18 protein-coding genes and 1 riboswitch are annotated in these 23,335 nt (G+C 71.1%); of the genes, 6 read left to right on the plus strand and 12 right to left on the minus strand.

Annotated elements, in window-relative coordinates; translation table 11 throughout:
* Positions 1-9: 9 nt before the first annotated feature.
* Positions 10-1,137 (minus strand): ferrochelatase, encoded by a 1,128-nt coding sequence (locus AB0I66_RS23835; RefSeq protein ID WP_363209935.1) that lies wholly within the window; start codon positions 1,135-1,137, stop codon positions 10-12.
* Between the two features lie 154 nt (positions 1,138-1,291).
* Between AB0I66_RS23835 and AB0I66_RS23840 the strand changes: the two genes are divergently transcribed.
* Together AB0I66_RS23840 and AB0I66_RS23845 are read left to right on the plus strand one after the other, a co-directional pair.
* Complete coding sequence (locus tag AB0I66_RS23840) at positions 1,292-2,542, plus strand: MFS transporter (RefSeq protein WP_363209936.1); 1,251 nt, start codon at positions 1,292-1,294, stop codon at positions 2,540-2,542.
* Positions 2,490-3,821: a D-arabinono-1,4-lactone oxidase gene (locus AB0I66_RS23845; protein ID WP_363209937.1), complete on the plus strand. Its 1,332-nt coding sequence runs from the start codon at positions 2,490-2,492 to the stop codon at positions 3,819-3,821. The genes AB0I66_RS23840 and AB0I66_RS23845 overlap by 53 nt, the downstream gene beginning before the upstream one ends.
* A 26-nt stretch (positions 3,822-3,847) precedes the next feature.
* Here the strand turns inward: AB0I66_RS23845 and AB0I66_RS23850 are convergent, their stop codons facing one another.
* Positions 3,848-5,104, minus strand: a complete 1,257-nt coding sequence (locus AB0I66_RS23850; protein WP_363209938.1) for a hypothetical protein — start codon at positions 5,102-5,104, stop codon at positions 3,848-3,850.
* Positions 5,105-5,566: 462 nt separating this feature from the next.
* Between AB0I66_RS23850 and sepH the strand changes: the two genes are divergently transcribed.
* Positions 5,567-6,664: a septation protein SepH gene (gene sepH, locus AB0I66_RS23855; RefSeq protein WP_363209939.1), complete on the plus strand. Its 1,098-nt coding sequence runs from the start codon at positions 5,567-5,569 to the stop codon at positions 6,662-6,664.
* 80 nt (positions 6,665-6,744) lie between these two features.
* Here the strand turns inward: sepH and AB0I66_RS23860 are convergent, their stop codons facing one another.
* Positions 6,745-7,599, minus strand: coding sequence for a sulfurtransferase (locus AB0I66_RS23860; RefSeq protein WP_363209940.1), 855 nt, complete (start codon positions 7,597-7,599; stop codon positions 6,745-6,747).
* A gap of 321 nt (positions 7,600-7,920) precedes the next feature.
* On the opposite strand from AB0I66_RS23860, the gene AB0I66_RS23865 reads away from it, so the two are divergent.
* Complete coding sequence (locus AB0I66_RS23865) at positions 7,921-8,727, plus strand: VOC family protein (RefSeq protein ID WP_363209941.1); 807 nt, start codon at positions 7,921-7,923, stop codon at positions 8,725-8,727.
* 1 nt (position 8,728) lies between these two features.
* On the opposite strand, the gene AB0I66_RS23870 is transcribed toward AB0I66_RS23865, so the two are convergent.
* The 4 genes from AB0I66_RS23870 to AB0I66_RS23885 are packed head-to-tail and all read right to left on the minus strand — an operon-like array spanning position 8,729 to position 14,156.
* Positions 8,729-9,388, minus strand: coding sequence for a thymidine kinase (locus AB0I66_RS23870; RefSeq protein ID WP_363209942.1), 660 nt, complete (start codon positions 9,386-9,388; stop codon positions 8,729-8,731).
* A 53-nt stretch (positions 9,389-9,441) separates the two neighbouring features.
* Entirely contained in the window at positions 9,442-10,635 is a 1,194-nt protein-coding gene (locus AB0I66_RS23875; protein WP_363209943.1) for a nucleotide pyrophosphatase/phosphodiesterase family protein, read from the minus strand.
* Complete coding sequence (locus AB0I66_RS23880) at positions 10,635-11,231, minus strand: DUF5998 family protein (protein WP_363209944.1); 597 nt, start codon at positions 11,229-11,231, stop codon at positions 10,635-10,637. Before AB0I66_RS23880 ends, AB0I66_RS23875 begins: the two co-directional genes overlap by 1 nt.
* A gap of 42 nt (positions 11,232-11,273) precedes the next feature.
* Positions 11,274-14,156, minus strand: coding sequence for a GNAT family N-acetyltransferase (locus AB0I66_RS23885; protein ID WP_363209945.1), 2,883 nt, complete (start codon positions 14,154-14,156; stop codon positions 11,274-11,276).
* Positions 14,157-14,289: 133 nt separating this feature from the next.
* Here AB0I66_RS23885 and AB0I66_RS23890 point away from each other — a divergent pair, with 133 nt between their 5' ends.
* Positions 14,290-14,571 carry an HPr family phosphocarrier protein gene (locus tag AB0I66_RS23890; protein WP_363209946.1) on the plus strand — a complete coding sequence of 94 codons (282 nt, stop codon included), beginning with the start codon at positions 14,290-14,292 and terminating at the stop codon, positions 14,569-14,571.
* A gap of 154 nt (positions 14,572-14,725) precedes the next feature.
* Here AB0I66_RS23890 and AB0I66_RS23895 read toward each other — a convergent pair whose 3' ends face one another.
* The 4 genes from AB0I66_RS23895 to AB0I66_RS23910 form a co-directional block, all read right to left on the minus strand.
* The gene (locus tag AB0I66_RS23895) at positions 14,726-15,412 is read right to left on the minus strand and encodes a GntR family transcriptional regulator (RefSeq protein ID WP_363209947.1); all 687 of its coding nucleotides are present in this window, start codon (positions 15,410-15,412) and stop codon (positions 14,726-14,728) included.
* Positions 15,413-15,639: 227 nt separating this feature from the next.
* The gene (locus AB0I66_RS23900; RefSeq protein ID WP_363209948.1) at positions 15,640-16,443 is read right to left on the minus strand and encodes a M23 family metallopeptidase; all 804 of its coding nucleotides are present in this window, start codon (positions 16,441-16,443) and stop codon (positions 15,640-15,642) included.
* Positions 16,444-16,455: 12 nt separating this feature from the next.
* Positions 16,456-16,619: riboswitch (cyclic di-AMP (ydaO/yuaA leader) on the minus strand.
* Between the two features lie 213 nt (positions 16,620-16,832).
* Positions 16,833-18,218 carry a pitrilysin family protein gene (locus AB0I66_RS23905; protein WP_363209949.1) on the minus strand — a complete coding sequence of 462 codons (1,386 nt, stop codon included), beginning with the start codon at positions 18,216-18,218 and terminating at the stop codon, positions 16,833-16,835.
* Positions 18,215-19,564, minus strand: a complete 1,350-nt coding sequence (locus AB0I66_RS23910) for a pitrilysin family protein (RefSeq protein WP_363210062.1) — start codon at positions 19,562-19,564, stop codon at positions 18,215-18,217. Before AB0I66_RS23910 ends, AB0I66_RS23905 begins: the two co-directional genes overlap by 4 nt.
* A gap of 219 nt (positions 19,565-19,783) precedes the next feature.
* On the opposite strand from AB0I66_RS23910, the gene AB0I66_RS23915 reads away from it, so the two are divergent.
* Complete coding sequence (locus tag AB0I66_RS23915; protein ID WP_363209950.1) at positions 19,784-22,237, plus strand: DNA topoisomerase IV subunit A; 2,454 nt, start codon at positions 19,784-19,786, stop codon at positions 22,235-22,237.
* Here the strand turns inward: AB0I66_RS23915 and AB0I66_RS23920 are convergent, their stop codons facing one another.
* Positions 22,238-23,323, minus strand: a complete 1,086-nt coding sequence (locus AB0I66_RS23920) for a GTP-binding protein (protein WP_363209951.1) — start codon at positions 23,321-23,323, stop codon at positions 22,238-22,240.
* Positions 23,324-23,335 lie beyond the last annotated feature (12 nt).

Consider the following 23,335-nt stretch of genomic DNA (forward strand, 5'->3'; position numbering starts at 1 on the left):
ACGGCGTCCTTACGCGTACGGGCTGTCGGCGCCCGCGGCCGCGGGCTTGGGGGCGCGCGCCGGGCAGCAGCCCACCGGGCACAGGTCGTGGCTCGCGCCGAGCGCGCCGAGGGCGCAGGGCGCGACCTCGCGGCCGCTCTCCGTGGCGGAACGCTCCAGGACCAGCTCACGGACCGCGGCGGCGAACCGCGGGTCAGCGCCGACCGTGGCCGAGCGGCGGACGGGCAGACCCAGCTCCGCGGCCTTCACCTCAGCCTCGGTGTCGAGGTCGTACAGCACCTCCATGTGGTCCGACACGAAACCGATCGGGACCATCACCACGGCGGGCGCGCCCGCGTCCCGGCGCTCCTCCAGGTGATCGCAGATGTCGGGCTCGAGCCACGGGATGTGGGGGGCGCCGCTGCGCGACTGGTAGACGAGCTCCCAGGGGTGCTCGACGCCGGTCTCCTCGCGCACCGCGTCGGCGATGAGACGCGCCACGTCCAGGTGCTCCTCGACGTACGCCCCGCCGTCCCCGTGGTCCTCGACGCGGCCGGAGGTGTCGGCGGCCGCGGTCGGGATGGAGTGCGTCGTGAAGGCGAGGTGCGCCCCTTCCCGCACGTCGTCGGGGAGGTCGGCCAGGGACTTCAGGACCCCGTCGATCATGGGGCGCACGAAACCGGGGTGGTTGAAGTAGTGCCGCAGCTTGTCGACGCGGGGCACGTCCAGGCCCTCGGAGGCGAGCACGGCGAGGGACTCGGCCAGGTTCTCCCGATACTGACGGCAGCCCGAGTACGAGGCATACGCGCTGGTGGCCAGGACGAGCACGCGGCGGTGGCCGTCCCGGACGAGCTCGCGCAGGGTGTCGGTCAGATAGGGCGCCCAGTTGCGGTTGCCCCAGTAGACGGGCAGGTCGAGGCCGTGGTCGGCGAAGTCCTTGCGCAGCGCGTCGAGAAGGGCGCGGTTCTGGTCGTTGATCGGGCTGACCCCGCCGAACAGGAAGTAGTGCTGCCCCACTTCCTTGAGCCGCTCCTTGGGGATGCCGCGGCCCCGCGTCACGTTCTCCAGGAACGGGACCACGTCGTCTGGCCCTTCGGGGCCGCCGAACGAGAGCAGCAGCAGGGCGTCATAGGGAGAGGCATCGAGCGCATCGGACATGTATCCGATCCTGCCACCCGCCACTGACAGCCGGAAAATCTTGGTGCGTCCGGCCCTGTCGGAACCGTAAGCTGTATGGGCCATCTTTACGCCTTACCGGGCCCCTCCGCGCACATCCGTGCGGGGCCGCCCCGTCGCCCCAGCGGAGTCCCACGTGCCCAGCCCCTACCGCGCCATCTTCGCCGCCCCCGGCACCAAGAGGTTCTCGTCGGCGGGCTTCCTCGGACGGATGCCGCTGTCGATGATGGGCATCGGCATCGTGACGATGGTGTCCCAGCTCACCGGGCGGTACGGCCTCGCGGGCGCGCTCTCGGCGACCGTGGCGCTCTCCGCCGCCGCGATCGGCCCGCAGATCTCCCGGCTCGTCGACCGGTACGGCCAGCGCCGGGTGCTGCGGCCCGCGACCCTGGCGTCCCTGGTGGCGGTCGCCGGGCTGCTGCTCTGCGCGAAGTACGAGCTGCCGGACTGGACGCTCTTCGCCTTCGCCGCGCTGGTCGGCTGCGTGCCGAGCGTGGGCTCGATGATCAGGGCACGCTGGGCGGTGCTCTACCGGGACACCCCGCAGCTGCACACCGCGTACTCCTTCGAGTCCGTGGTGGACGAGATCTGCTTCATCTTCGGGCCGATCATCTCGATCGGCCTCTCCACGGTGTGGTTCCCGGAGGCCGGGCCGCTCCTTGCCGGCGTCTTCCTCGCGGTGGGCGTCTTCTGGCTGACGTCCCAGCGGGCCACCGAGCCCGTGCCGCACGGCCGTGAGCACCACACGAAGGGTTCGGCGCTGCGCTCCGGCGGCCTGCAGGTCCTGGTCGCGACCTTCGTGGCGACGGGTGCGATCTTCGGGTCCATCGACGTGGTGACCGTCGCGTACGCGGAGGATCTCGGCCACAAGGCGATGGCGAGCGTGGCGCTCGCGGTCTACGCGCTCGGCTCCTGTCTGGCCGGAGCGGCCTTCGGGCTCGTGCACTTCAAGGGCGCCCCCGCACCGAGGTGGCTGCTGGGTGTCTGTACGACGGCCGTGAGTATGATCCCGCTTCAATTGGTCGGGAACCTTCCGTTTCTGGCCGTGGCGTTGTTCATCGCGGGCCTGTCCATAGCGCCGACCATGATCACGACGATGGCCCTCGTCGAACAGCACGTACCACGCGCGAAGCTGACCGAGGGCATGACCTGGGTGAGCACCGGACTCGCGGTCGGCGTCGCGCTCGGCTCCTCCGCGGCCGGCTGGGTCATCGACGCGGCCGGATCGGACGCCGGGTACGCGGTCCCCGGAGTCTCCGGGGCCGTCGCGGTGGCGGTCGGGTTCCTTGGGTATCGCCGGCTGAAGAGGCCGGTTCCGCAACGGGGAGGGACCCATGAGCACGGCAACGGGCACGGGCAGCGGGAAGAGCACAGCACCGTGGCGTAACTGGGCGGGCAACGTCACCGCACGCCCGGCCAGGGAGGTCACCCCCGCATCGGTCGACGAGCTCTCCGCCGCGCTCCGTGCGGCCAGGGAGGACGGCCTCAGGGTGAAGCCGGTCGGCACCGGCCACTCCTTCACGGCGGCCGCGGCGACCGACGGCCTCCTGATACGCCCCGAACTCCTCACCGGCATCCGGCACATCGACCGCGAGGCCGGCACCGTCACGGTGGAAGCGGGCACTCCGCTGAAGCGCCTGAACGCGGCGCTCGCCCGCGAGGGCCTGTCGCTCACGAACATGGGCGACATCATGGAGCAGACGGTCTCCGGCGCGACGAGCACCGGCACGCACGGCACGGGCCGTGACTCGGCCTCCATCTCCGCCCAGATCAAGGCACTTGAGCTGGTCACCGCGGACGGCACGGTCCTCATCTGCTCGGAGAAGGAGAATCCCGAGGTCTTCGCGGCGGCCCGCATCGGCCTCGGCGCCCTCGGCGTGATCAGCGCGATCACCTTCGCCGTGGAGCCCGTCTTCTTCCTCACGGCCCGTGAGGAGCCGATGACCTTCGACCAGGTCACCGCCGACTTCGACGCACTGCACGCCGAGAACGAGCACTTCGAGTTCTACTGGTTCCCGCACACCGGCAACTGCACCACCAAGCGCAACAACCGCAGCCTGGGTCCTGCCGCCCCGCCCGGCAAAGTGAGCGCCTTCGTAGAGGACGAAATTCTCTCCAACGGCCTCTTCCAGGTGGTCAACACGATCGGCAGGGCCGTCCCCGCGACCATCCCGGGCATCGCCAAGATCTCCAGCAAGGCGCTCTCCGCCCGCACCTACACGGACATCCCCTACAAGGTCTTCACAAGCCCGCGCCGCGTGCGCTTCGTGGAGATGGAGTACGCCGTTCCGCGGGCGGCCCTCGTCGAAACGCTGCGTGAGCTGAAGACCATGGTGGAGCGCTCGAATCTGCGGATCAGCTTCCCCGTGGAGGTCCGTACGGCCCCCGCGGACGACATAGCGCTCTCCACGGCCTCGGGCCGGGAGAGCGCGTACATCGCCGTCCACATGTACCGGGGCACGCCCTATCAGGCGTACTTCACCGCCGCCGAGCGGATCTTCACCGCACACGAGGGTCGGCCCCACTGGGGCAAGATCCACACCCGGGGCGCCGACTACTTCGCGCAGGCCTACCCGCGCTTCGCCGAGTTCACGGCCCTGCGCGACCGCCTCGACCCGGAGCGCATGTTCGGCAACGACTACTTGCGGCGCGTCCTGGGCGCCTGAGAACCGCCGCCCACGGGGAGGGCCGTCTACGGAGTGACGGTCTCTCCCCGCTGTACGTCGCCTCCGCTGTCGGTGCCGTCGCCGCTCGACGGGGTCGGAGTCGGAGTCGGGGTGGGCGTCGGCGTCGGGGTCGGGTCCGTCTTCGAGCCGTCGTCGTCCCCGGAGTCCGTGCCGGAGTCCGATCCCTTGTCGGGGTCGTCCTTCGAACCGGAGCCAGAGTCGTTGCCGTTGTCCGGCGTCCGCGAGTTCGTCCCGTCCGGGTCCTGCGACGCGTCGCCGCCCTGCCGGGAACCGTCGTCCGTCCCGGTGGAAGCGCCGTCGGACGGCTGCCCGGAGGGATCGGTCGAGGGGGTGGGCTGCTGGTTCGGCGAGCTGTTCCTGCCCGAGAAGCCGTTGCCGATCGTGGTGCCGTGGCCGCCGCTGAAGTCCTCGCCGGAGACGAGCTCGTACGTCGTGATGCCGGCCATGGCGACACCGAAGACCACCGCGGCCGCGATCAAGGGCCGCTTCCAGCTGCGGACCTGTGTGCGGTGCGTGGTGCCGTGGGTGAACTCGTCCGAGGGAAGCGGGGGCACCGTCGGCTCCTGCGGCGCGGGCGGAGTCGCCTGCCGCAGGACGCGCGTCGCGTCATCCCTGGGCACGAGCTGTGTGACGTCGAGCGATCCGAGCATCTGCGTCTTATCGGCATCGGCGTCGGCTCCGGTGCCCGCCGCGGGCAGCAGGGTCGTGCGGTCCGCGTCGGCGTCGGCGTCCACGATCGGCAGCACGTTCGTGCGATCCGCGTCGACAGCGGAGGTGGCGGGAAGCACGGTCGTGCGGTCCGCGTCCGCGTCACCGGCGGAGGGCGGCACCGCGAGGGCGTCCGGCTCGACCGTCCGCCCCCATGTCGTCGTCACGGGCCCCGCCCCGGTGCGCGCCGCCGCCCCTGTGTACGCCGCCGCTCTGAACGTCTGCGCCACCGGCGCTCCCGAGCCGTCGGTCAGCGGGACCTGACGCGCCCTCGGCTTGGCCTGCACCGTGACGTCACGTATCTGCTCGCCCGTGCGGCTGAAGAAGTGCTGGAAGATCGTGCCGCCGCAGGTCGCGACGGCACTCACCACTCCGGCGCCGAGGATCGTGCCGTAGACGCCGAAGCTCGACGCGAGCTTCGCCGCCACGACCGCCGCCACCGCGCTTCCCGCCACCTGCGGCACACTCAGGTCCAGACGCCGCTTCGTCCGCGCCGAGTCCGTCGGTTCCGTCCGGTCCTTCGACTCCTTGCCGGAATCCGGCTTTTCACGCATCTCCGACCCTTGCCTGCCTTTCTCGACTGTCTGCACGAGAAAGGGACGTATGGGTGAAGTGGATAGTTCCGTTTTTGGAGATTCCGTGAAGTGTGCCACTCGTGCACCACCCTGCCCGGGTATCCCGAGGCGCCAACTCCCGTCCCCCGTGAGAACTTCGGCGGCGCGGCGGACCACCCACATGGCCCGAATGGAGTACTGTTGCGAGCCCTGGGTCCGGTCTCCCACCTGGGTGCCCGGGGCCTTCCAGAACCGCCGGGAGGGGGCTCGCTGCACAGGGTGACCAAACTGGTCACTGAGAGTTGCGAAGAGGTAACCGTGCCATAACGGCGACCTCGGGCCCATGCCCGACACGCCGGGCAACTCGGCAAGGTTGTGGCAGGCTGCACCCGGGCAGGCCACACTCGACTAGCGGAAGCAGCGACGCACGTGACGTCGGCAGGCACCACCCGGGAGGTCCCCATGCCCGAACTGCGTGTCGTGGCCGTCAGCAACGACGGCACACGGCTGGTGCTGAAGGCTGCGGACAGCACGGAGTACACGCTTCCGATCGACGAGCGACTGCGCGCCGCGGTGCGCGGTGACCGTCCGCGTCTCGGCCAGATCGAGATCGAGGTGGAGAGCCACCTCCGCCCCCGCGACATCCAGGCGCGTATACGTGCCGGAGCCAGCGCGGAGGAGGTCGCCTCGCTCGCCGGAATCCCCGTCGACCGCGTCCGCCGCTTCGAGGGACCCGTGCTCGCCGAGCGCGCCTTCATGGCCGAGCGGGCCCGCAAGACCCCCGTGCGCCGTCCCGGCGAGAACACCGGACCCCAGCTCGGCGAGGCCGTATCGGAGCGTCTGCTCCTGCGCGGCGCCGACAAGGAAACCGTCCAGTGGGACTCCTGGCGCCGCGACGACGGCACCTGGGAGGTCCTGCTCGTCTACCGCGTCGCGACCGAACCGCACTCCGCGAGCTGGACGTACGACCCGCCGAGGCGGCTCGTGCAGGCCGTGGACGACGAGGCGCGCTCGCTGATCGGCGAGACGGACGACATCGCCGCGCCCGAGCCCAGCTTCCCGTTCGTGCCGCGCATCGCACGGCTGCCCCGTGACAGGCCCTCGCTCGACCGGCCGCTTGACCGCGCCCTGGACCGGCAGTTGGAGCGTCCTGCCGTACCGCTGCCCCCGGAACCTTCGGAAGAGGGCACGGCGACGGCCGCGACCGCCTCCGTGTCGGAGTCGGAGCGTGACTCGCTCACCAGCCTCCTGGAGGCGGTGCCGAGCTTCCGCGGCGACATGATCGTGCCGGAGCGCCCCGCGCTCCCGGCCACCGACCTCCCGCCCGTGGAGGAGCCCGAGCAGGACCCGGAGGCCGAGGAGCCCCCCGCGGCATCGGCCGGCGCGGGCGCCGCGTACGCGGACGTCCTGATGCCGCGCTCGGTGGCCAGCCATCGCGACCGCCTGACCGGCACCACCGACCGCCAGGCGGAGGCCGACGGCGTCCGTCCCGGCCGCCGCGCGGCGGTGCCCAGCTGGGACGAGATCGTCTTCGGCACGCGCCGCAAGAAGCAGGAGTAGCAGGAGCAGCAGGCGTAGTACGTCGTCCGGGGCCCCGCACCACGCAGGTGCGGGGCCCCGGTCTTGCCCTTCGGCTTCGGTTACTGCGGGTCCGGGCCCTTGGCCACCGGGCGGGACTCGTCCGACGACCACTCCGACCACGAGCCGACGTACAGCGATGCCGGGATGCCCGCCACCGCGAGGGCGAGCACCTCGTGGGCGCCGGACACACCTGAGCCGCAGTAGACGCCGACCTCGGAAGTGTCCGATGCGCCCAGCGAGTTGAAGCGGTCCGCGAGGTCGGCGGCCGGCCTGAAAGTGCCGTCCTCCGTGACGTTCTCCGTGGTCGGCGCGGACACCGCGCCCGGGATGTGACCGCCGACGCGGTCGATCGGCTCCACGTCGCCGCGGTAGCGCTCGGCCGCGCGGGCATCCAGGAGCAGCCCGGAGCGGGCGAGGGCCGCCGCGGCATCGGCGTCGAGGAGGTCGGTGGTGTTCGTCTTGGGGGCGAACGACCCCGGGGCCGCCGGGCGCTCGTCCCCGGACTCCAGTCGGCCGCCCCACGCGGCGAGCCCGCCGTCGAGCACGCGCACGGAGGGATGACCCGTCCAGCGCAACAGCCACCAGGCGCGTGCGGCGGCCCAGCCCTGCCCGCCGTCGTACACGACCACGTCCCGGTCGGCCGAGACACCGGCCGCCCGCATCACCGCCCCGAAGTGCTCCACGTCCGGCAGGGGGTGCCGTCCGCCGGCACCGGCTCGGCCCGCGAGATCGGCGTCCAGGTCGACGAAGACGGCGCCCGGGACGTGCCCCTTCTCGTACTCGGCCCGGCCGTCGAAGGCGGGGGCGCCCGCCGCCTTGGCGGTGCTCAGCTGCCAGCGGATGTCCAGGAGCACTGGCGGGTTCTCGCCCGCCAGGTCGCTCGCGAGTTCGGATGCGGAGATGATGGCATTCATGGGCCCCATCCTTGCGCACGGGGTGGCCGCATCGGCCAGGTCCGGCTACCCTGCTCCGCCGTACGACCGCCGAACACGCGGCGTACAGAAGCGGGCACACCGTGTACTGCCGAAAGCCACCACAGAGCAACCGCGCGTTTACGGATGAGAAACGGCAAACCGGGCATCCTCTGGGCGGAGCCGGGACAAGCGGCGCGGCCGGGGCGCGGGGCGCCACAGGTGGTGCGAGCATCTGCACGGGCGGGCCAGGGCGCGACACAGGTACGTGCATGCGAAATGCGGAGCCGAGCGGCCACCTGAAGGGCCGAGGAGAGAGTGACGATGACGGAGGCACGGGGGTCGACGGGCCGGCATGACGGCTCGGAGGCCGTCCGCCGCGCGCCCGGCACACCCACCTGGGTGAGTCTGATGGCGCACGGCCTGGCCACGACCCAGGAGTTCTACGGGGCCTTGTTCGGCTGGGAGTTCCGGCCGGGGCCGGAACAGCTCGGGCCCTACGTACGGGCATTGCTCGACGGCCACGAGGTCGCCGGGATCGGTCAGCTGCCGCCCGACCACCATCTGCCGATCGCCTGGACGCCGTATCTGGCCTCGGACGACGTGAACGCGACGGCCGAGGCCGTGCGGCACTGCTGCGGCACGATCGGCGTCGGACCGCTGGACGCGGGCCCGGCCGGGCGCATGGCCATCGCGGTGGACCCCGCGGGCGCGGTGTTCGGGATCTGGCAGGCGGCGGAGCATGTGGGCGCCGCCCTGGGCGGGGAGCCCGGGGCCCCGGCCTGGAACGAACTGGTCACGCAGGAGACGGCGGGCGTCGTCAAGTTCTATCAAGCGGTCTTCGGATATACCGAAGAGGCCGTCGTATCGGCCGACTTCGACTTCGTCACGCTGCAGGTCGACGGCCGGCCGGTGGCCTCGGTGCACGGCGTCGGCCAGGCGCTGCCGCGGGACCGGGGCGCGCACTGGATGACGTACTTCGAGGTCGCCGACGTGGACGAGTCGGTGGAGCGGGTCGTGGAACTCGGCGGCCACGTCATCAGGCCCCCGCACGCGGGCGCCCACGGACAGGAGGCCACGGTCGCCGACCCGGAGGGGGCGGTCTTCACCCTGGTGCGCTCGGAGGGCTGACTCAGACGCGGGCGGACGTGTCGACCGGCAGCACGTCCGGCGACAGGGCGCCCGCGCGCGAGGTCGCCGCCGTCATCCGGCGCCTGTGGTGACGGCGGCACAGCACCTCGTAACCCACTTCGTCCGCCGCGTGGTTGACGTCACCGACGACGACCTGCGCGCCTTCGACGACCATCGCGCCGCCTATGGTGCGGGCGTTGTGGGTGGCGCGGGCGCCGCACCAGCACAGCGCCTCGACCTGCAACACCTCGACGCGGTCGGCGAGTTCGACGAGACGCTGCGAGCCGGGGAAGAGCTTGGAGCGGAAGTCCGTGGTGATGCCGAAGGCGAAGACGTCCAGGCCCAGGTCGTCGACGACGCGCGCCAGCTGGTCGATCTGGCCGGGGGCGAGGAACTGCGCCTCGTCCGCGATCACGTAGTCCGCGCGGCCGCCCTGCGAGAGGTGGTCGACGAGATGGGCGTAGAAGTCGAAGTCGTCGGCGGCCTCGATCGCGTCCGTGACGAGACCGAGGCGCGAGGAGAGCTTGCCCTCGCCCGCGCGGTCGTCACGCGTGAAGATCAGCCCCTGCAGGCCCCGGGCCGATCGGTTGTGTTCGATCTGCAGAGCCAGGGTGCTCTTTCCGCAGTCCATCGTTCCGGAGAAGAACACCAGCTCGGGCATGGGGAGTTGAGGCCTTTCGGGACGTACGAGGGGGCGGGGGGTGCCGGGTGTGCTCAGGAGCGTACTTCGATGAGCGGCACGAGCTGCTCGACGGGGGTCATGGAGCCGTGCATGCCGACCAGGGCCGACTCCTTCGGCTCCTTCTCGGAGGCGATGATCGCCACGTCGTCGTGGGCCGCCGCGATGACGTCGCCGATGCGTCCGTACACCCGCTCGTCCACGGCGCCGGGCGGACCGAACCAGCCTGCCGCGATCGCCTCGTCCCGGCTCGCCACCCAGAACTGCTCGCCGAGCACCTCGCGCCAGACGGTCAGGACGTCGTTCTCGGCGCCCGGGACCGCGTACACATGGCGGGCGCGGCCCTCGCCGCCCAGGAGGGCGACTCCGGCGCGCAGCTCCCAGTCCTCGTCGAAGTCGATGCGCGACTGCTCGTCGAAGGGGATGTCGAGCATGCCGTGGTCGGCGGTGACGTACAGGGCGCTGCGGGGCGGGAGCTGTTCCGCCAGGCGCTGGACCAGCCGGTCGACGTACATCAGCTGGCCGCGCCAGGCGTCGGAGTCGACGCCGAAGCGGTGCCCCTTGCCGTCGACCTCCGCGTAGTACGTGTAGACCAGCGAGCGGTCGCCCGCGCCCAGTTGTTCGGCCGCGAGGTCCATGCGGTCCTCGCCGGAGAGCTTGCCGCAGAAGCTGCCGCCGCTCAGCGCGATCTTGGTGAGCGGGGTGTTCTGGAACGTCGGGGACGACACCTGGGCGGTGTGCACGCCGGCCTCGTGGGCCTGCTGGAAGACGGTGGGGTACGGCTGCCACTTGCGCGGGTCCGTCCACGGGTTCCAGCGGAGCTGGTTCATCAGCTCACCGGTGGCGGGGTTGCGCACGGTGTAGCCCGGCAGGCCGTGCGACGCGGGCGGCAGACCCGTGCCGACCGAGGCGAGGGACGTCGCGGTGGTGGCGGGGAAACCCGAGGTGATCGGGCGTCCCGTGCCGCCGCGGGAGGAACTGATCAGCGAGGTCAGGAAGGGCGCCTCGTCCGGGTGGGCGCGCAGCTGCTCCCAGCCGAGGCCATCGATCAGGAAGACGCAGTTCCGGTCGGCCGGTGCGAGTTCCGGGATGACGGGCGCGAAGCCCTCGACACCCTGGTGGGAGACGAGCGTGGGCAGCAGGTCGGCGAGGGAGCCCACGCCGTACTCGGGCAGGGGCGCGGAGTCGAGGGCGAGCGGCTGCACGTCGTCCCAGGCGGGCAGGGACATCAGCGGGTGGTGTCCGCGGTCGCCTCGGACAGCGCCTGGGCGAAGGCCAGGGTCTGGCGCACCGTGTCCGGGCCGTCGCCCGCCTCGCTGACGCGGAGACTGAGGTCGTCGGCGGTGGAGCTGCCGGTGTAGCCGTGGTCCGCCTCGCAGTTGGGGTCGCCGCAGGCGGCGGGCTCCAGGTCGATGCGCGAGACGGCGCCCCAGCCGATGGTCAGGACGACTTCGCGGGGCAGCGAGCCCGGGACGTACTTCTCGGGGTTGGCGACGACGCGGCTGACGACCACGGACGAGATCCGGCCGATTTTCACGGACTCCGTGGAGGTCGTCGCGTACGGCGTCGGAGAGGTGCTGTCCGCGGCCTGCTCGTCGGTGTGGCTGACGATGAAGCGCGTGCCCGTCAGGACGAGGACCGTCACGTGCCGGCGCACTTCGTTCGCGTCGAACGTGGTCTCCTGGTGGACCAGGTAGGACCCGATGGGTTCGCCGCCGATCGCGGCCTCCACCGCCTCGGCCACGAGGGCCGGGTAGTAGCCGCTGCGCTCGATCGCCGCGCGCAGCCCCTGGGTCGTCGTACCGGTCTTTGCCATGCCGTCCATCCTACGACCCGACGGAGGGCGCACGGTGCCCCACTGGCCGCCTCAGTACCCGGGCAGGGCCCTCGGGCCGAGGTCGCCGCGGGCCGGCGGGGGCGCGAGCCGCACGGAGGCGCCGAGCACGGAGAGGCCGCGCTGGGCGACGACCACGGGCTCCAGGGAGACGGCGACCACCTCGGGGTGATCGTCCACGAGGCGCGAGACCCGCTGGAGCAGCTCTTCGAGTGCCGGGGTGTCGACCGGCGCCGAACCGCGCCAGCCGAAGAGGAGCGGGGCGGTCCGGATGGACCTGACCAGGGAACCCGCGTCGCGCTCGGTGACCGGGACGAGGCGGTGCCCGGTGTCGCCGAGCAGCTCGGACGGGGCGCCGGCGAGCCCGAACGAGAGCACCGCTCCGGCCGCCGGGTCGATGACCGCGCGGACGACGGTGTCGACGCCGCGGGGTGCCATCGCCTGCACGACGGGCCGCAGCTCGGCGGGCTTGCCGAAGGCGCGGGTCAATTCGGCGTAGGCCCGGCGCAGTTGTTCCTCGTCCGCCAGGTCGAGCCGGACGCCGCCGAGGTCGGCGCGGTGGCGCAGGTGCGGGGCCGTGGTCTTGAGGGCCACGGGGTAGCCGAGCGCGCGGGCGGCGGCGACGGCCGCGTCCGGGTCGGGCGCGGGCCGGGCGTCCCGTACGTCGATGCCGTACAGCCCGAGCAGTTCGCGGGCGTCGTCCTGACCGAGGGTGGCGCCGCGCGGGTCGTCCTGCGCGGCGAGCAGCTCGTCGATCCGCCGGGCGGTGCCGCTCTCGTCGATGTCCTCGTACTCGTGCACCTTGCCGGGTTCCTTGGCCTCGCGCCGCCACTGGGCGTACTTCACGGCTTCGGCGAGGGCCCGGACGGCACGCTCGGCGGCGGGGTAGGCGGGGATGCGGTACGGCTGCGCCGGGCTGGGGCTGGGTTCGGAGGCAGCCGGGGGCCTGCCCGCTGTCTCCGCCGCCGCTGCGGGCGCCCCCGCCGCGGGCCTGCCCTCCTTGGCCGCCGTCGCTGTGGGCAGGCGTTCCGCAGCGTCAGGGCGAGTACGCGTCGCGGCGGCCAACGCTTCGGCGAGGCCGCCGAGTTCCACGTGGACCACGGCTACCGGCTTCGCGGGGCACCCGGCAGCAGCCGCCCGCAGCGCAGCCGCAAGCTCTTCCCCCTCGGGCGACCCCGTGGCCCCGTCCTCCCCCACCCAGGGAATGGCGGTGACGATCACGGCGTCGCAGGCGTCGTCCGACAGGGCGTCGGCGAGCGCCGCGCGGAAGTCCGCGGGAGTGGCCCCCGTGGTCAGATCCACCGGCGGCAGCGGCCGAAGCCCGTCGGCGACACACGCGTCGTACGTGAGTAGCCCGAGCGACTCGGAGTTCCCGAGGATCGCCACCCGCGGCCCGGAGGGCAACGGCTGCCCCGCGAGCAGCAGCCCCGCGTCCACCATCTCCGTCACGGTGTCGACCCGGATGACCCCGGCCTGGCGGAGCAGCGCCGACACCGTGGCATACGGAAGCCGCGTGGCCTGCACCGCGTGCCCCGTGGGCGCGATCCCGCTGTGCTTCGCCCCCTGCACCACGACCAGCGGCTTCGCCGTCGCCGCGCGCCGGGCGAGCCGCGTGAACTTGCGCGGGTTGCCGATGGATTCGAGGTACATCAGGGCGACATCGGTGTCCGGGTCCTCGTACCAGTACTGCAGGACGTCGTTGCCGGACACATCCGCGCGGTTGCCCGCGCTCACGAAGGTCGACAGGCCCGCACCACGCCGGTGCAGGCCGGAGAGGAGCGCGATGCCGATCGCGCCGGACTGCGTGAAGAGGCCGATCCTGCCGCGCTCGGGAGGGTGCGGGGCCAGCGACGCGTTGAGCCGCACGTCCGGCGACGTGTTGATGACCCCGAAGGCGTTCGGGCCGAGGATGCGCGTGCCGTACGACCGAGCCTGGCGCACCAGTTCACGCTGCCGCTCCCGCCCTTCGGGGCCGCTCTCCGCGTACCCGGCGGAGATCACGACGAGCCCGAGCACGCCACGCTCCCCGCACTCGTCGACGGCCTGCGGCACCCGCTCGGCGGGCACGGTGACCACGGCGAGCTCGACGGCCTCGTCGATGTCCCGCACGGAGCGGTACGCGGGCACCCCGTCGACCTCGGTGCTCTCCCCCGCCTCGAAGTCGAACGCACTGTTCACCGCGTACAGCCGTCCCGTGAAGCCCGCTTCGCGCAGGTTCCGCAGGACGCTGCGCCCCACGCCGCCCGGCGTGCGTCCGACGCCGATCACCGCGACCGACTTCGGCGTGAGCAGCCGCTGCACCGACCGCGCCTCGGCCCGCTGCTCGCGGGCGCGCTGCACGGCGAGCGAGCGGTCGGTCGGCTCCAGATCGAACTCGAGCCGTACGACGCCGTCCTCGAAGCTGCGCTTCTGCTGGTAGCCCGCATCCGTGAACACCTTGATCATCTTGGTGTTCGCGGGCAGCACCTCGGCGGCGAAACGGCGGATGCCGCGCTCCCTGGCTACGGCGGCGATGTGTTCGAGAAGGGTGGAGGCCACTCCCCTGCCCTGGTGGGCGTCCTGCACGAGGAAGGCGACCTCGGCCTCGTCGGCGGGCGCGCTGGCGGACATGCCGCGCTCGTCGATGCGGTCGAAGCGGACGGTGGCGATGAACTCGCCGCCCACGGTGGCCGCGAGACCCACCCGGTCCACCTGGTCGTGATGGGTGAAGCGGTGCACGTCCTTGGCGGACAGGCGGGGGTAGGGCGCGAAGAAGCGGTAGTACTTCGACTCGTCCGAGACCTGTTCGTAGAAGCTGACCAGGCGGTCCGCGTCCTCGGCCGTGATCGGCCTGATCCGGGCGGTGCCTCCGTCACGCAGGACGACGTCCGCTTCCCAGTGGGAGGGGTATGCGTGCCGGTCCGACGGGGTCTGCATGGGCCCAGGGTACGGGTCGCGGGGGTGCCTTGGCCGGGGCAGGCTAGGAGACGTCGAACAGCCGGCGGAGCACTCGTGACGGCATGAGACACTGGTCTAGACAAGTGTGAGACACCTGGAAGGGCAGCAACACATGGCTGAGCGCCGCGTCAACGTCGGCTGGGCCGAGGGCCTTCACGCCCGACCCGCCTCCATCTTCGTCCGCGCGGCCACCGCCGCCGGCGTCCCCGTGACGATCGCCAAGGCTGACGGCAACCCCGTGAACGCCGCCTCCATGCTCGCGGTGCTCGGTCTGGGCGCGCAGGGCGGCGAGGAGATCGTGCTCGCCTCCGAGGCCGAGGGTGCGGACGCCGCCCTCGACCGTCTGGCGAAGCTGGTCGCGGACGGCCTCGAGGAACTCCCCGAGACCGTCTAGTAAAGACTGGTACTCATACGCCGAAGGGCCTGCCCCCGAAATAGGGGCGGGCCCTTCGGCGTTTTTCCACTGCTATTCGGGCAGTATTCGGGCAGCAGAAATAACGCCCCCCTCAATAGCGCTTCTTTCCACTTCTTTGTATACGGCGCCTCTGTTAAAGCCGCAGACCCACCGTGTTTACGGAATGTTGCGAACCCCTCACACCGGAGAGATGGCGCACGAAGCGCGGCCGGTGCGCGGCGGCCGTCCGCTCCGTGTGCTGAGCGGTGAGCGCGCGGGCCCGTTCCGCGTCCCCGCGAGCGACCGCGTCGACGATCGCGGCGTGCTCGGCCCAGGTCTCGGCGGGAGCGGCCGCCGTCTCGACCACGTACATCCAGGCGATCTTGTGCCGGAGCTGGGTGAGCAGTGCCGTGAGGCCCGGGCTGCCGGACGCCTGGGCGAGCGTCTCGTGGAACCAGCCGCCCAGGGAGCGCAGATCCTCGCTCTGGCCGCGCCTCGACCGCTCCTGGCCGAGCCTGACGAGACCGCGCAGGACCTTCAGATGCGCCTCCGTGCGACGCTGGGCGGCGCGGGCCGCGCCCAGCGGCTCCAGGAGCGCGCGGATCTCCAGGAGGTCGGCGGCCTCCTGCTCGGTGGGCTCCGCGACGCACGCGCCCGCGTGCCGGCGCGTGACGACGAAGCCCTCCGCCTCAAGGGTGCGCAGGGCTTCGCGCACCGGGACGCGGGAGACTCCGTAGCGGCGCGCGAGCAGTTCCTCGGTGAGCCGGCCACCCCGTTCGTAGACACCGGACACGATGTCGTCCCGGATGGCCGTGCATACCGAGTGCGCGGGAATGCGCATGACTGACCTCCGCCTTAATCCCCGCGTAACGCGGTCGATCGACGCCTGTTCTGCGACTCTATTGCAGGACGGCCGAATTTCCGACGGCAGGCCGAAATCCAGGGATACTTTTGGCCAAAGGAGATACGGGAACGACGAAAGCCCCGGCTCTCGACGAGCCGGGGCTTTCGGTGAATCAGTGGCGCTGCGTGCGTCCGCCGTCGACCGCGGGGATCAGACCGCCGGAATCAGACGTTAACGCCGTGCGAGCGGAGGTACGAGACGGGGTCGATGTCCGTGCCGTAGTCCGCGCCGGTGCGGGCCTCGAAGTGCAGGTGCGGGCCGCTGGAGTTGCCGGTGGAGCCGGAGAGGCCTATCTGCTGGCCCGGAGTGACCGCCTGGCCGACCGTGACACCGAGGGACGACATGTGGCCGTACTGGGTGTACGTGCCGTCGTTCATCTTGATGACCACGTTGTTGCCGTAGGCGCCGCCCCAGCCGGCCTCGACGACGGTGCCGGAGCCGACCGCGTGGACCGAGGTGCCGGACGCGGCGTGGAAGTCGACGCCGGTGTGGCTGCCGGAGGACCACATGGCGCCGCCGGTCTGGTAGCCCGTGGAGACGTACGAACCGGAGATCGGGGAGACGTAGCTGTTGAGGCGCTTGCGCTCGGCCTCGCGAGCGGCGCGCTCCTTGGCCTCGCGCTCCTTCTTGGCCTTGGCCTTCGCCTCGGCCTCGGCCTTGCGCTTCGCCTCTTCGGCCTTCTTCTTGGCGGCCTCTTCGGCCTTCTTGGCGGCCGCGGCGTCGTCGGCGGCCTGCTGCTGGGCGGCGGCCTGCGCGTCGATGCTCTCGGCGAGCGAGTCGCCGACGGAGATGGCCTGGGTCAGGCCGGTGTGCTCAAGGGCCGCCGCGTCGTCGGCGGCGAGCGCCGGAGCGGCCAGGCCTCCGATGACACCGGTGGTGGTGAGGGCTGCGACGCCCGCCACGTTCGCGGTGGTACGCGTGAGGCGGCTCGGGCGACGGTGCTTCCCGGTGGCACGGGTGAACGCCATGAAGCGGCTGATCCTTTCCTTCCTTCTCGCCTACCGGGTTAGCTGACGGGTTCGGAGCAGGAAGGTCTCCTACGAGTCCCTCACCTGACGGCAAGGTTCCCGATTCACCCCAAGGGGACATGTGGGTCCCCGGCTCCCCTGGCTCGCGCCGTACGGGGACTCGGCGATGACTGTCCGGTGCCGCGGGTGCGACTACTGCATGACGAACAGCCGGGATGACGCTAAGCGGGCCATCTTTCAAACGACAAACGGATCAGAGCTTTTGTAGCGCACGCCACAGGTCAGACACGTAACCTCCATACCAATTCGGACATATGAGGACCCCAGTGGTTAATCTCAGCCACTGGGGTCCCGATATGTCCTGACTGTCACTCAGCCTGTCACCATGCTCAGCCGGTGACGACACTCACTTCACCGATGCCGAGCGCCCTGACGGGCTCCTCGATCTGCGCGGCGTCACCGACGAGCACCGTCACCAGGCGGTCCACCGGGAAGGCGCTCACGACGGCGGCAGTGGCCTCCACGGTGCCGGTCGCGGCCAACTGGCGGTACAGCTGCGCCTGGAAGTCGTCCGGCAGGTGCTGCTCGACCTGATCGGCGAGGGTGGCCGCGACGGACGCCGCCATCTCGTACTTGAGCGGGGCGACGCCCACCAGGTTCTGCACGGCGACATCGCGCTCGGCGTCCGTGAGGCCGTCGGCCGCGAGGGTGCGCAGGACCTTCCACAGGTCGTCGAGCGCCGGGCCCGTGGACTCGGTGTCCACGGAGCCGCTGATGGCGAGCATCGCGGCGCCGGTGCCGTCCGGTGCGGAACGCAGGACCTGGGCGAACGACCGTACGCCGTAGGTGTATCCCTTCTCCTCGCGCAGGACGCGGTCCAGGCGTGAGGTGAGGGTGCCGCCGAGGCAGTACGTGCCGAGCACCTGCGCGGGCCAGACGCGGTCGTGGCGGTCCGGTCCCACGCGGCCGATGAGCAGCTGCGTCTGGACCGCTCCGGGGCGGTCCACGATGACGACACGCCCGGTGTCGTCCGCGGTCACGGGGGGCACCGGACGCGGCTCGGCGGTGCCTCCCGTCCAGGCGCCGACGGTGTCGGCGAGAACGGCGTCCAGGTCGACGCCGGTCAGGTCGCCCACGACGACGGCGGTCGCCGTGGCGGGCCGCACGTGCTTCTCGTAGAAGGTGCGAACCGCCGCCGAGTCGATGGCCGTGACCGTCTCCTCGGTGCCCTGACGGGGGCGCGACATGCGGGAGGTCGCCGGGAAGAGCTGCCGGGAGAGCTCCTTGGCGGCGCGGCGCCCCGGGTTCGCGGCCTCGTGCGGGATCTCGTCCAGGCGGTTGCGCACGAGGCGCTCGATCTCGCTGTCCGCGAAGGCGGGGGCACGCAGGGCGTCGGAGAGCAGGCCGAGCGCCTTCGGGAGGCGGGAGACCGGGACTTCGAGCGAGACGCGTACGCCGGGGTGGTCGGCGTGCGCGTCCATGGTGGCGCCGCAGCGGTCGAGTTCGGCGGCGAAGTCCTCGGCGGAGTGCTTGTCCGTGCCTTCGTTGAAGGCCCTCGCCATGATGGTGGCGACGCCGTCGAGGCCCGCGGGTTCGGCGTCGAGCGGCGCCTCCAGGTGGACCTCCACCGCGACGACCTGCTGGCCGGGGCGGTGGCAGCGCAGCACCGTGAGGCCGTTGTCCAGGGTGGCGCGCTCGGGCGCGGGGAAGGCCCACGGCCGTGCGTCGCCCGCCTGGGGCTGCGGATGGAACTGCATCGTTGCGGCCTCGGTCACTTCGCCGCCTCCTCTTCGTCCTCGTCGGTGGCTTCGGCGCCCGCGGTGCCGTCGATGGGCTCGTACACGAGCACCGCGCGGTTGTCGGGGCGCAGGCGGGCCGCCGCTGCCGCCTTGACCTCTTCGGCGGTCACGTCGAGGACGCGCCCGACGGCGGTGAGGGCGAGCTGCGGGTCGCCGAACAGGACGGCGTACCGGCAGAGTTCGTCCGCGCGGCCCGCCACCGTGGAGAGGCGGTCGAGCCACTCGCGCTCCAGCTGTGCCTGGGCGCGCTCCATCTCCTCCTCGGTGGGGCCCTCTTCCGCGAAGCGGGCGAGCTCCTCGTCGACGGCGGCCTCGATGACGGGCACCTCGACGTCACCGGACGTCTTCACGTCCAGCCAGCCGAGCGAGGGAGCGCCGGCGAGCCGCAGCAGGCCGAAACCGGCCGCCACGGCGGTGCGGTCGCGGCGCACGAGGCGGTTGTAGAGCCGGGACGACTCGCCGCTGCCGAGGACCGTCAGCGCCAGGTCGGCCGCGTCGCACGCGCGCGTGCCGTCCTCCGGGAGGCGGTAGGCGGCCATCAGGGCGCGGGCGGGGACCTCTTCCTCGACGACCTCGCGCAGCTCCTTCCCGATCGTGTCGGGCAGCGAGCCGTCGCGCGGCGGCTGCTTGCCGTCGTGCGAGGGAATGGACCCGAAGTACTTCTCGACCCAGGCGAGGGTCTGCTCCGGGTCGATGTCGCCGACGATCGACAGGACCGCGTTGTTGGGCGCGTAGTAGGTACGGAAGAACGCCCGCGCGTCCTCCAGCGTCGCCGCGTCCAGGTCGGCCATGGAGCCGATCGGAGTGTGGTGGTAGGGGTGGCCCTCGGGGTACGAGAGGGCGGTCAGCTTCTCGAACGCCGTGCCGTACGGAACGTTGTCGTAGCGCTGGCGGCGCTCGTTCTTGACGACGTCGCGCTGGTTCTCCATGGATTCTTCGTCGAGCGCGGAGAGCAGCGAGCCCATGCGGTCGGCTTCCAGCCACAGGGCCAGCTCGAGCTGGTGTGTGGGCATGGTCTCGAAATAGTTCGTGCGCTCGAAGCTCGTGGTGCCGTTGAGGGAACCGCCCGCACCCTGCACGAGCTCGAAGTGGCCGTTGCCCTGCACCTGCTTCGAACCCTGGAACATGAGGTGCTCGAAGAGGTGCGCGAGGCCCGTACGCCCCTTGACCTCGTGGCGCGAACCGACGTCGTACCAGAGGCAGACCGCGGCGACCGGGGTCAGGTGGTCCTCGGAGAGCACCACGCGCAGGCCGTTGGACAGCCGGTGCTCGGTCGCTGTCAGGCCGCCGGAGCCGGCCTCGGCTGTGGCCGTGTGACCCATGGGCATGTACGTCCCTTCGATCGCGAAAAGCTGGAAATTCTGCCAGTCCTGACACTGTATGCAAGCGTGCCGACAACCTGTGAAGTTCCCGCTCCGCGCTCGGCGTAGTCGGCCCCGAAGTCCGGGTCGTGGTCGGCGTTGTCAGTGGGACAGTCCACAATGGTCGGCGTCAGATCCCTTTGATGCCCTGGCAGACACCCTGAAGGAGCCGCAGCAGCGATGGCCCGCCGCAGCACGAAGACCCCGCCGCCCGATGACTCGTTCGAGGAGAAGATCCTCGACATCGACGTCGTCGACGAGATGCAGGGCTCCTTCCTCGAGTACGCGTATTCGGTCATCTACTCGCGCGCCCTGCCGGACGCCCGGGACGGCATGAAGCCGGTGCACCGGCGCATCGTCTATCAGATGAGCGAGATGGGCCTGCGCCCCGAACGCGGCTATGTGAAGTGCGCCCGCGTCGTCGGCGAGGTCATGGGTAAGTTGCACCCCCATGGCGACGCGTCGATCTACGACGCCCTGGTGCGCATGGCCCAGCCCTTCTCCATGCGCCTGCCGCTGGTGGACGGCCACGGCAACTTCGGCTCCCTCGGCAACGACGACCCGCCGGCCGCCATGCGGTACACCGAGTGCAAGATGGCCGACGCGACGTCCTTGATGACGGAGTCGATCGACGAGAACACGGTCGACTTCGAGTCGAACTACGACGGCCAGGAGCAGGAGCCGGTCACCCTCCCGGCGGCCTACCCGAACCTCCTGGTCAACGGCGCCTCGGGCATCGCCGTCGGCATGGCGACGAACATGCCGCCGCACAACCTCGGCGAGGTCATCGCCGCGGCCCGCCACTTGATCAAGCACCCCGGGGCCGACCTGGAGACGCTGATGCGTTTCGTGCCGGGCCCCGACCTGCCCACGGGCGGCCGCATCGTCGGCCTCTCCGGGGTCAAGGACGCGTACGAGTCGGGCCGCGGCACCTTCAAGATCCGCGCCACGGTGGCCGTCGAGAACGTGACCGCGCGCCGCAAGGGCCTGGTCGTCACCGAACTGCCCTTCTCCGTGGGCCCCGAGAAGGTCATCTCGAAGATCAAGGACCTGGTCGGCTCCAAGAAGCTGCAGGGCATCGCCGACGTCAAGGACCTCACGGACCGCTCGCACGGCCTGCGCCTGGTCATCGAGATCAAGAACGGCTTCGTCCCGGAGGCCGTCCTGGAACAGCTCTACAAGCTGACGCCGATGGAGGAGTCCTTCGGCATCAACAACGTGGCCCTGGTGGACGGCCAGCCCCTCACGCTCGGCCTCAAGGAACTGCTCGAGGTCTATCTCGACCACCGCTTCAACGTCGTGCGCCGCCGCAGCGAGTTCCGCCGCGGCAAGAAGCAGGCCAGGCTGCACCTGGTCGAGGGTCTCCTTGTCGCCCTCCTGGACATCGACGAGGTCATCCGCCTCATCCGCTCCAGCGAAAACTCCGCGCAGGCCAAGGAGCGCCTGATGGAGCGCTTCTCGCTGAGCGAGGTCCAGACGCAGTACATCCTCGACACGCCGCTGCGCCGCCTCACCAAGTTCGACCGCATCGAGCTGGAGTCCGAGCGCGACAAGCTCAAGGCCGAGATCGAGGAGCTGACCCGCATCCTGGAGTCGGACGCCGAGCTGCGCAAGCTGGTCTCCGCCGAACTGGCCGCCGTGGCGAAGAAGTTCGGAACGGACCGGCGCACGGTCCTCCTGGAGTCGGCGGGCACTCCGGCACCCACCGTCTCGCTCCAGGTGGCGGACGACCCGTGCCGCGTGCTCCTCTCCTCGACCGGCCTCCTGGCCCGTACGGCCAACGGCGAGCCGTTCGCCGAGAGCGACACCAAGCGCGTCAAGCACGACGTGATCGTCTCCGCCGTGCCCGCGACCGCGCGGGGCGAGGTGGGCGCGGTGACCTCTGGGGGACGCCTGCTGCGCCTCTCCGTGGTGGACCTCCCCCAGCTCCCGGAGACGCATTCGGCACCGAACCTCTCCGGAGGCGCCCCGGTCTCGGAGCTGCTCTCCCTGGAGGCGGACGAGAAGCTGATCTGCCTGATGACCCTGGACGAGTCCTCACCGGGCCTGGCCCTCGGCACCGAACAGGGCGTGGTCAAGCGCGTCGTCCCGGACTATCCGTCCAACAAGGAAGAGCTTGAGGTCATCACCCTCAAGGACGGTGACCGGATCGTCGGCGCGGCCGAGCTGCGCACGGGCGAGGAGGACCTGGTCTTCATCACGGACGACGCGCAGCTGCTGCGCTACCAAGCCTCACAGGTGCGCCCGCAAGGCCGCCCCGCGGGCGGCATGACGGGCATCAAGCTCGCGGACGGCGTCAAGGTCATTTCCTTCGTGGCGGTGGACCCGGCCGTCGACGCCGTGGTCTTCACGGTGGCGGGCTCGCGCGGCACGCTCGACGACTCGGTGCAGACGACGGCGAAGGTCACGCCGTTCGACCAGTACCCCCGCAAGGGCCGCGCCACGGGTGGCGTCCGTGTCCAGCGCTTCCTGAAGGGCGAGGACTGCCTGAGCTTCGCGTGGGCGGGCCCGACGCCACCGCTCGCGGCCCAGCGCAGCGGCCTGCCGGCGGAGCTGCCGGAGATCGACCCGCGCCGCGACGGCTCGGGCGTCTCCCTGGCGAAGCCGGTGGCGGCGGTGGCGGGCCCGGCGTAATCACTCGCCCTGCGGGTCCTGCAGCTCCTGCGGGTCCTGCAGCTCCTGCGGCTCCTGGACGTACCGAAGCACGCCCCACATGCTGCGCTCATCGGCGCCGGCGTGTGGGGCGTACTCACGGGTGGCCTCAAGCTCCTTCTCCAGGGCGGGTACGTCGATCCCGGCCCCGATCAGAACGAGCTGGGTCAGCCGGGCCTCCCCCGCGGCCCACGGCTCCGGGTAGAACCGCAGAAACCGCCCCACGGCGTGCACGGCGTACTTGTTGCGCGGGTCGGCGGCGCCGAAATCGACGTACCCCTTGATGCGGTAGAGCCCCTCGGGCCGACTGTCGAGGAGGGCCATGAAGGGGCGGGGGCTCATGGGCACTTCGGAGGAGAAGGAGAGACTTTCGTAGGCGGAGTGCAGGTGGTCGTGGTGGTTGCCGCTCACGTCGTGCTCATGCTGATGCAGGTCGTCGAAGGAGAGCTGCCCAAGGCGTTCCCCCACGGGCTTCCGATCAAGGAGCAACTCAATGTCGACGCGCCCGTAGGAGGCGGGAACGACAGCGGCACGACCGCCGAGCTCACGGACCAGCCCCAGCACCCGCTCCCGCTCGCTCTCCACCACCCGGTCGACCTTGTTGACGACAACGAGATCCGCGATCCCGATGTGCCGGTCGACTTCGGGATGCCGCTGCCGGGTCGAGTCGAACTCAACGGCATCGACAACCTCAACCAGCCCCCCGTACACGATGTGCGGATTCTCGCTGGCGAGCACCATCTTCACGAGCTCCTGCGGCTCGGCAAGCCCACTGGCCTCGACGACGATGACATCGATCGAGGCGGAGGGCCGGGCAAGCCGCTCCAGATACTCGTCGAGCTCACTGGCGTCCACGGCACAGCACAGACACCCGTTGCCGAGCGAAACGGTGGAGTCCCCGAGCTGCCCGGCAACGGCCATGGCGTCGATCTCGATGGACCCGAAGTCATTGACGATCGCCCCGATACGACTGCCACCGCTGCGATGAAGCAGATGATTGAGCAGGGTCGTCTTCCCCGAACCGAGAAAGCCGGCGAGGACGATGACCGGGATCTGCGGCTTGCTCACGTACGGCCTCTC

The organism is Streptomyces sp. NPDC050439 (assembly GCF_040655335.1).
In the GTDB taxonomy this organism is placed as follows: Bacteria; Actinomycetota; Actinomycetes; order Streptomycetales; family Streptomycetaceae; genus Streptomyces.

Excerpts from the sequence above, each read along its gene's own strand:
- AB0I66_RS23835 (WP_363209935.1), bottom strand. The coding sequence starts at position 1,137 with ATGTCCGATGCGCTCGATGCCTCTCCCTATGACGCCCTGCTGCTGCTC.
- AB0I66_RS23845 (WP_363209937.1), top strand. The coding sequence starts at position 2,490 with ATGAGCACGGCAACGGGCACGGGCAGCGGGAAGAGCACAGCACCGTGG.
- AB0I66_RS23850 (WP_363209938.1), bottom strand. The coding sequence starts at position 5,104 with ATGCGTGAAAAGCCGGATTCCGGCAAGGAGTCGAAGGACCGGACGGAA.
- sepH (WP_363209939.1), top strand. The coding sequence starts at position 5,567 with ATGCCCGAACTGCGTGTCGTGGCCGTCAGCAACGACGGCACACGGCTG.
- AB0I66_RS23860 (WP_363209940.1), bottom strand. The coding sequence starts at position 7,599 with ATGAATGCCATCATCTCCGCATCCGAACTCGCGAGCGACCTGGCGGGC.
- AB0I66_RS23865 (WP_363209941.1), top strand. The coding sequence starts at position 7,921 with ATGACGGAGGCACGGGGGTCGACGGGCCGGCATGACGGCTCGGAGGCC.
- AB0I66_RS23870 (WP_363209942.1), bottom strand. The coding sequence starts at position 9,388 with ATGCCCGAGCTGGTGTTCTTCTCCGGAACGATGGACTGCGGAAAGAGC.
- AB0I66_RS23875 (WP_363209943.1), bottom strand. The coding sequence starts at position 10,635 with ATGTCCCTGCCCGCCTGGGACGACGTGCAGCCGCTCGCCCTCGACTCC.
- AB0I66_RS23880 (WP_363209944.1), bottom strand. The coding sequence starts at position 11,231 with ATGGACGGCATGGCAAAGACCGGTACGACGACCCAGGGGCTGCGCGCG.
- AB0I66_RS23885 (WP_363209945.1), bottom strand. The coding sequence starts at position 14,156 with ATGCAGACCCCGTCGGACCGGCACGCATACCCCTCCCACTGGGAAGCG.
- AB0I66_RS23890 (WP_363209946.1), top strand. The coding sequence starts at position 14,290 with ATGGCTGAGCGCCGCGTCAACGTCGGCTGGGCCGAGGGCCTTCACGCC.
- AB0I66_RS23895 (WP_363209947.1), bottom strand. The coding sequence starts at position 15,412 with ATGCGCATTCCCGCGCACTCGGTATGCACGGCCATCCGGGACGACATC.
- AB0I66_RS23900 (WP_363209948.1), bottom strand. The coding sequence starts at position 16,443 with ATGGCGTTCACCCGTGCCACCGGGAAGCACCGTCGCCCGAGCCGCCTC.
- AB0I66_RS23910 (WP_363210062.1), bottom strand. The coding sequence starts at position 19,564 with ATGGGTCACACGGCCACAGCCGAGGCCGGCTCCGGCGGCCTGACAGCG.
- AB0I66_RS23915 (WP_363209950.1), top strand. The coding sequence starts at position 19,784 with ATGGCCCGCCGCAGCACGAAGACCCCGCCGCCCGATGACTCGTTCGAG.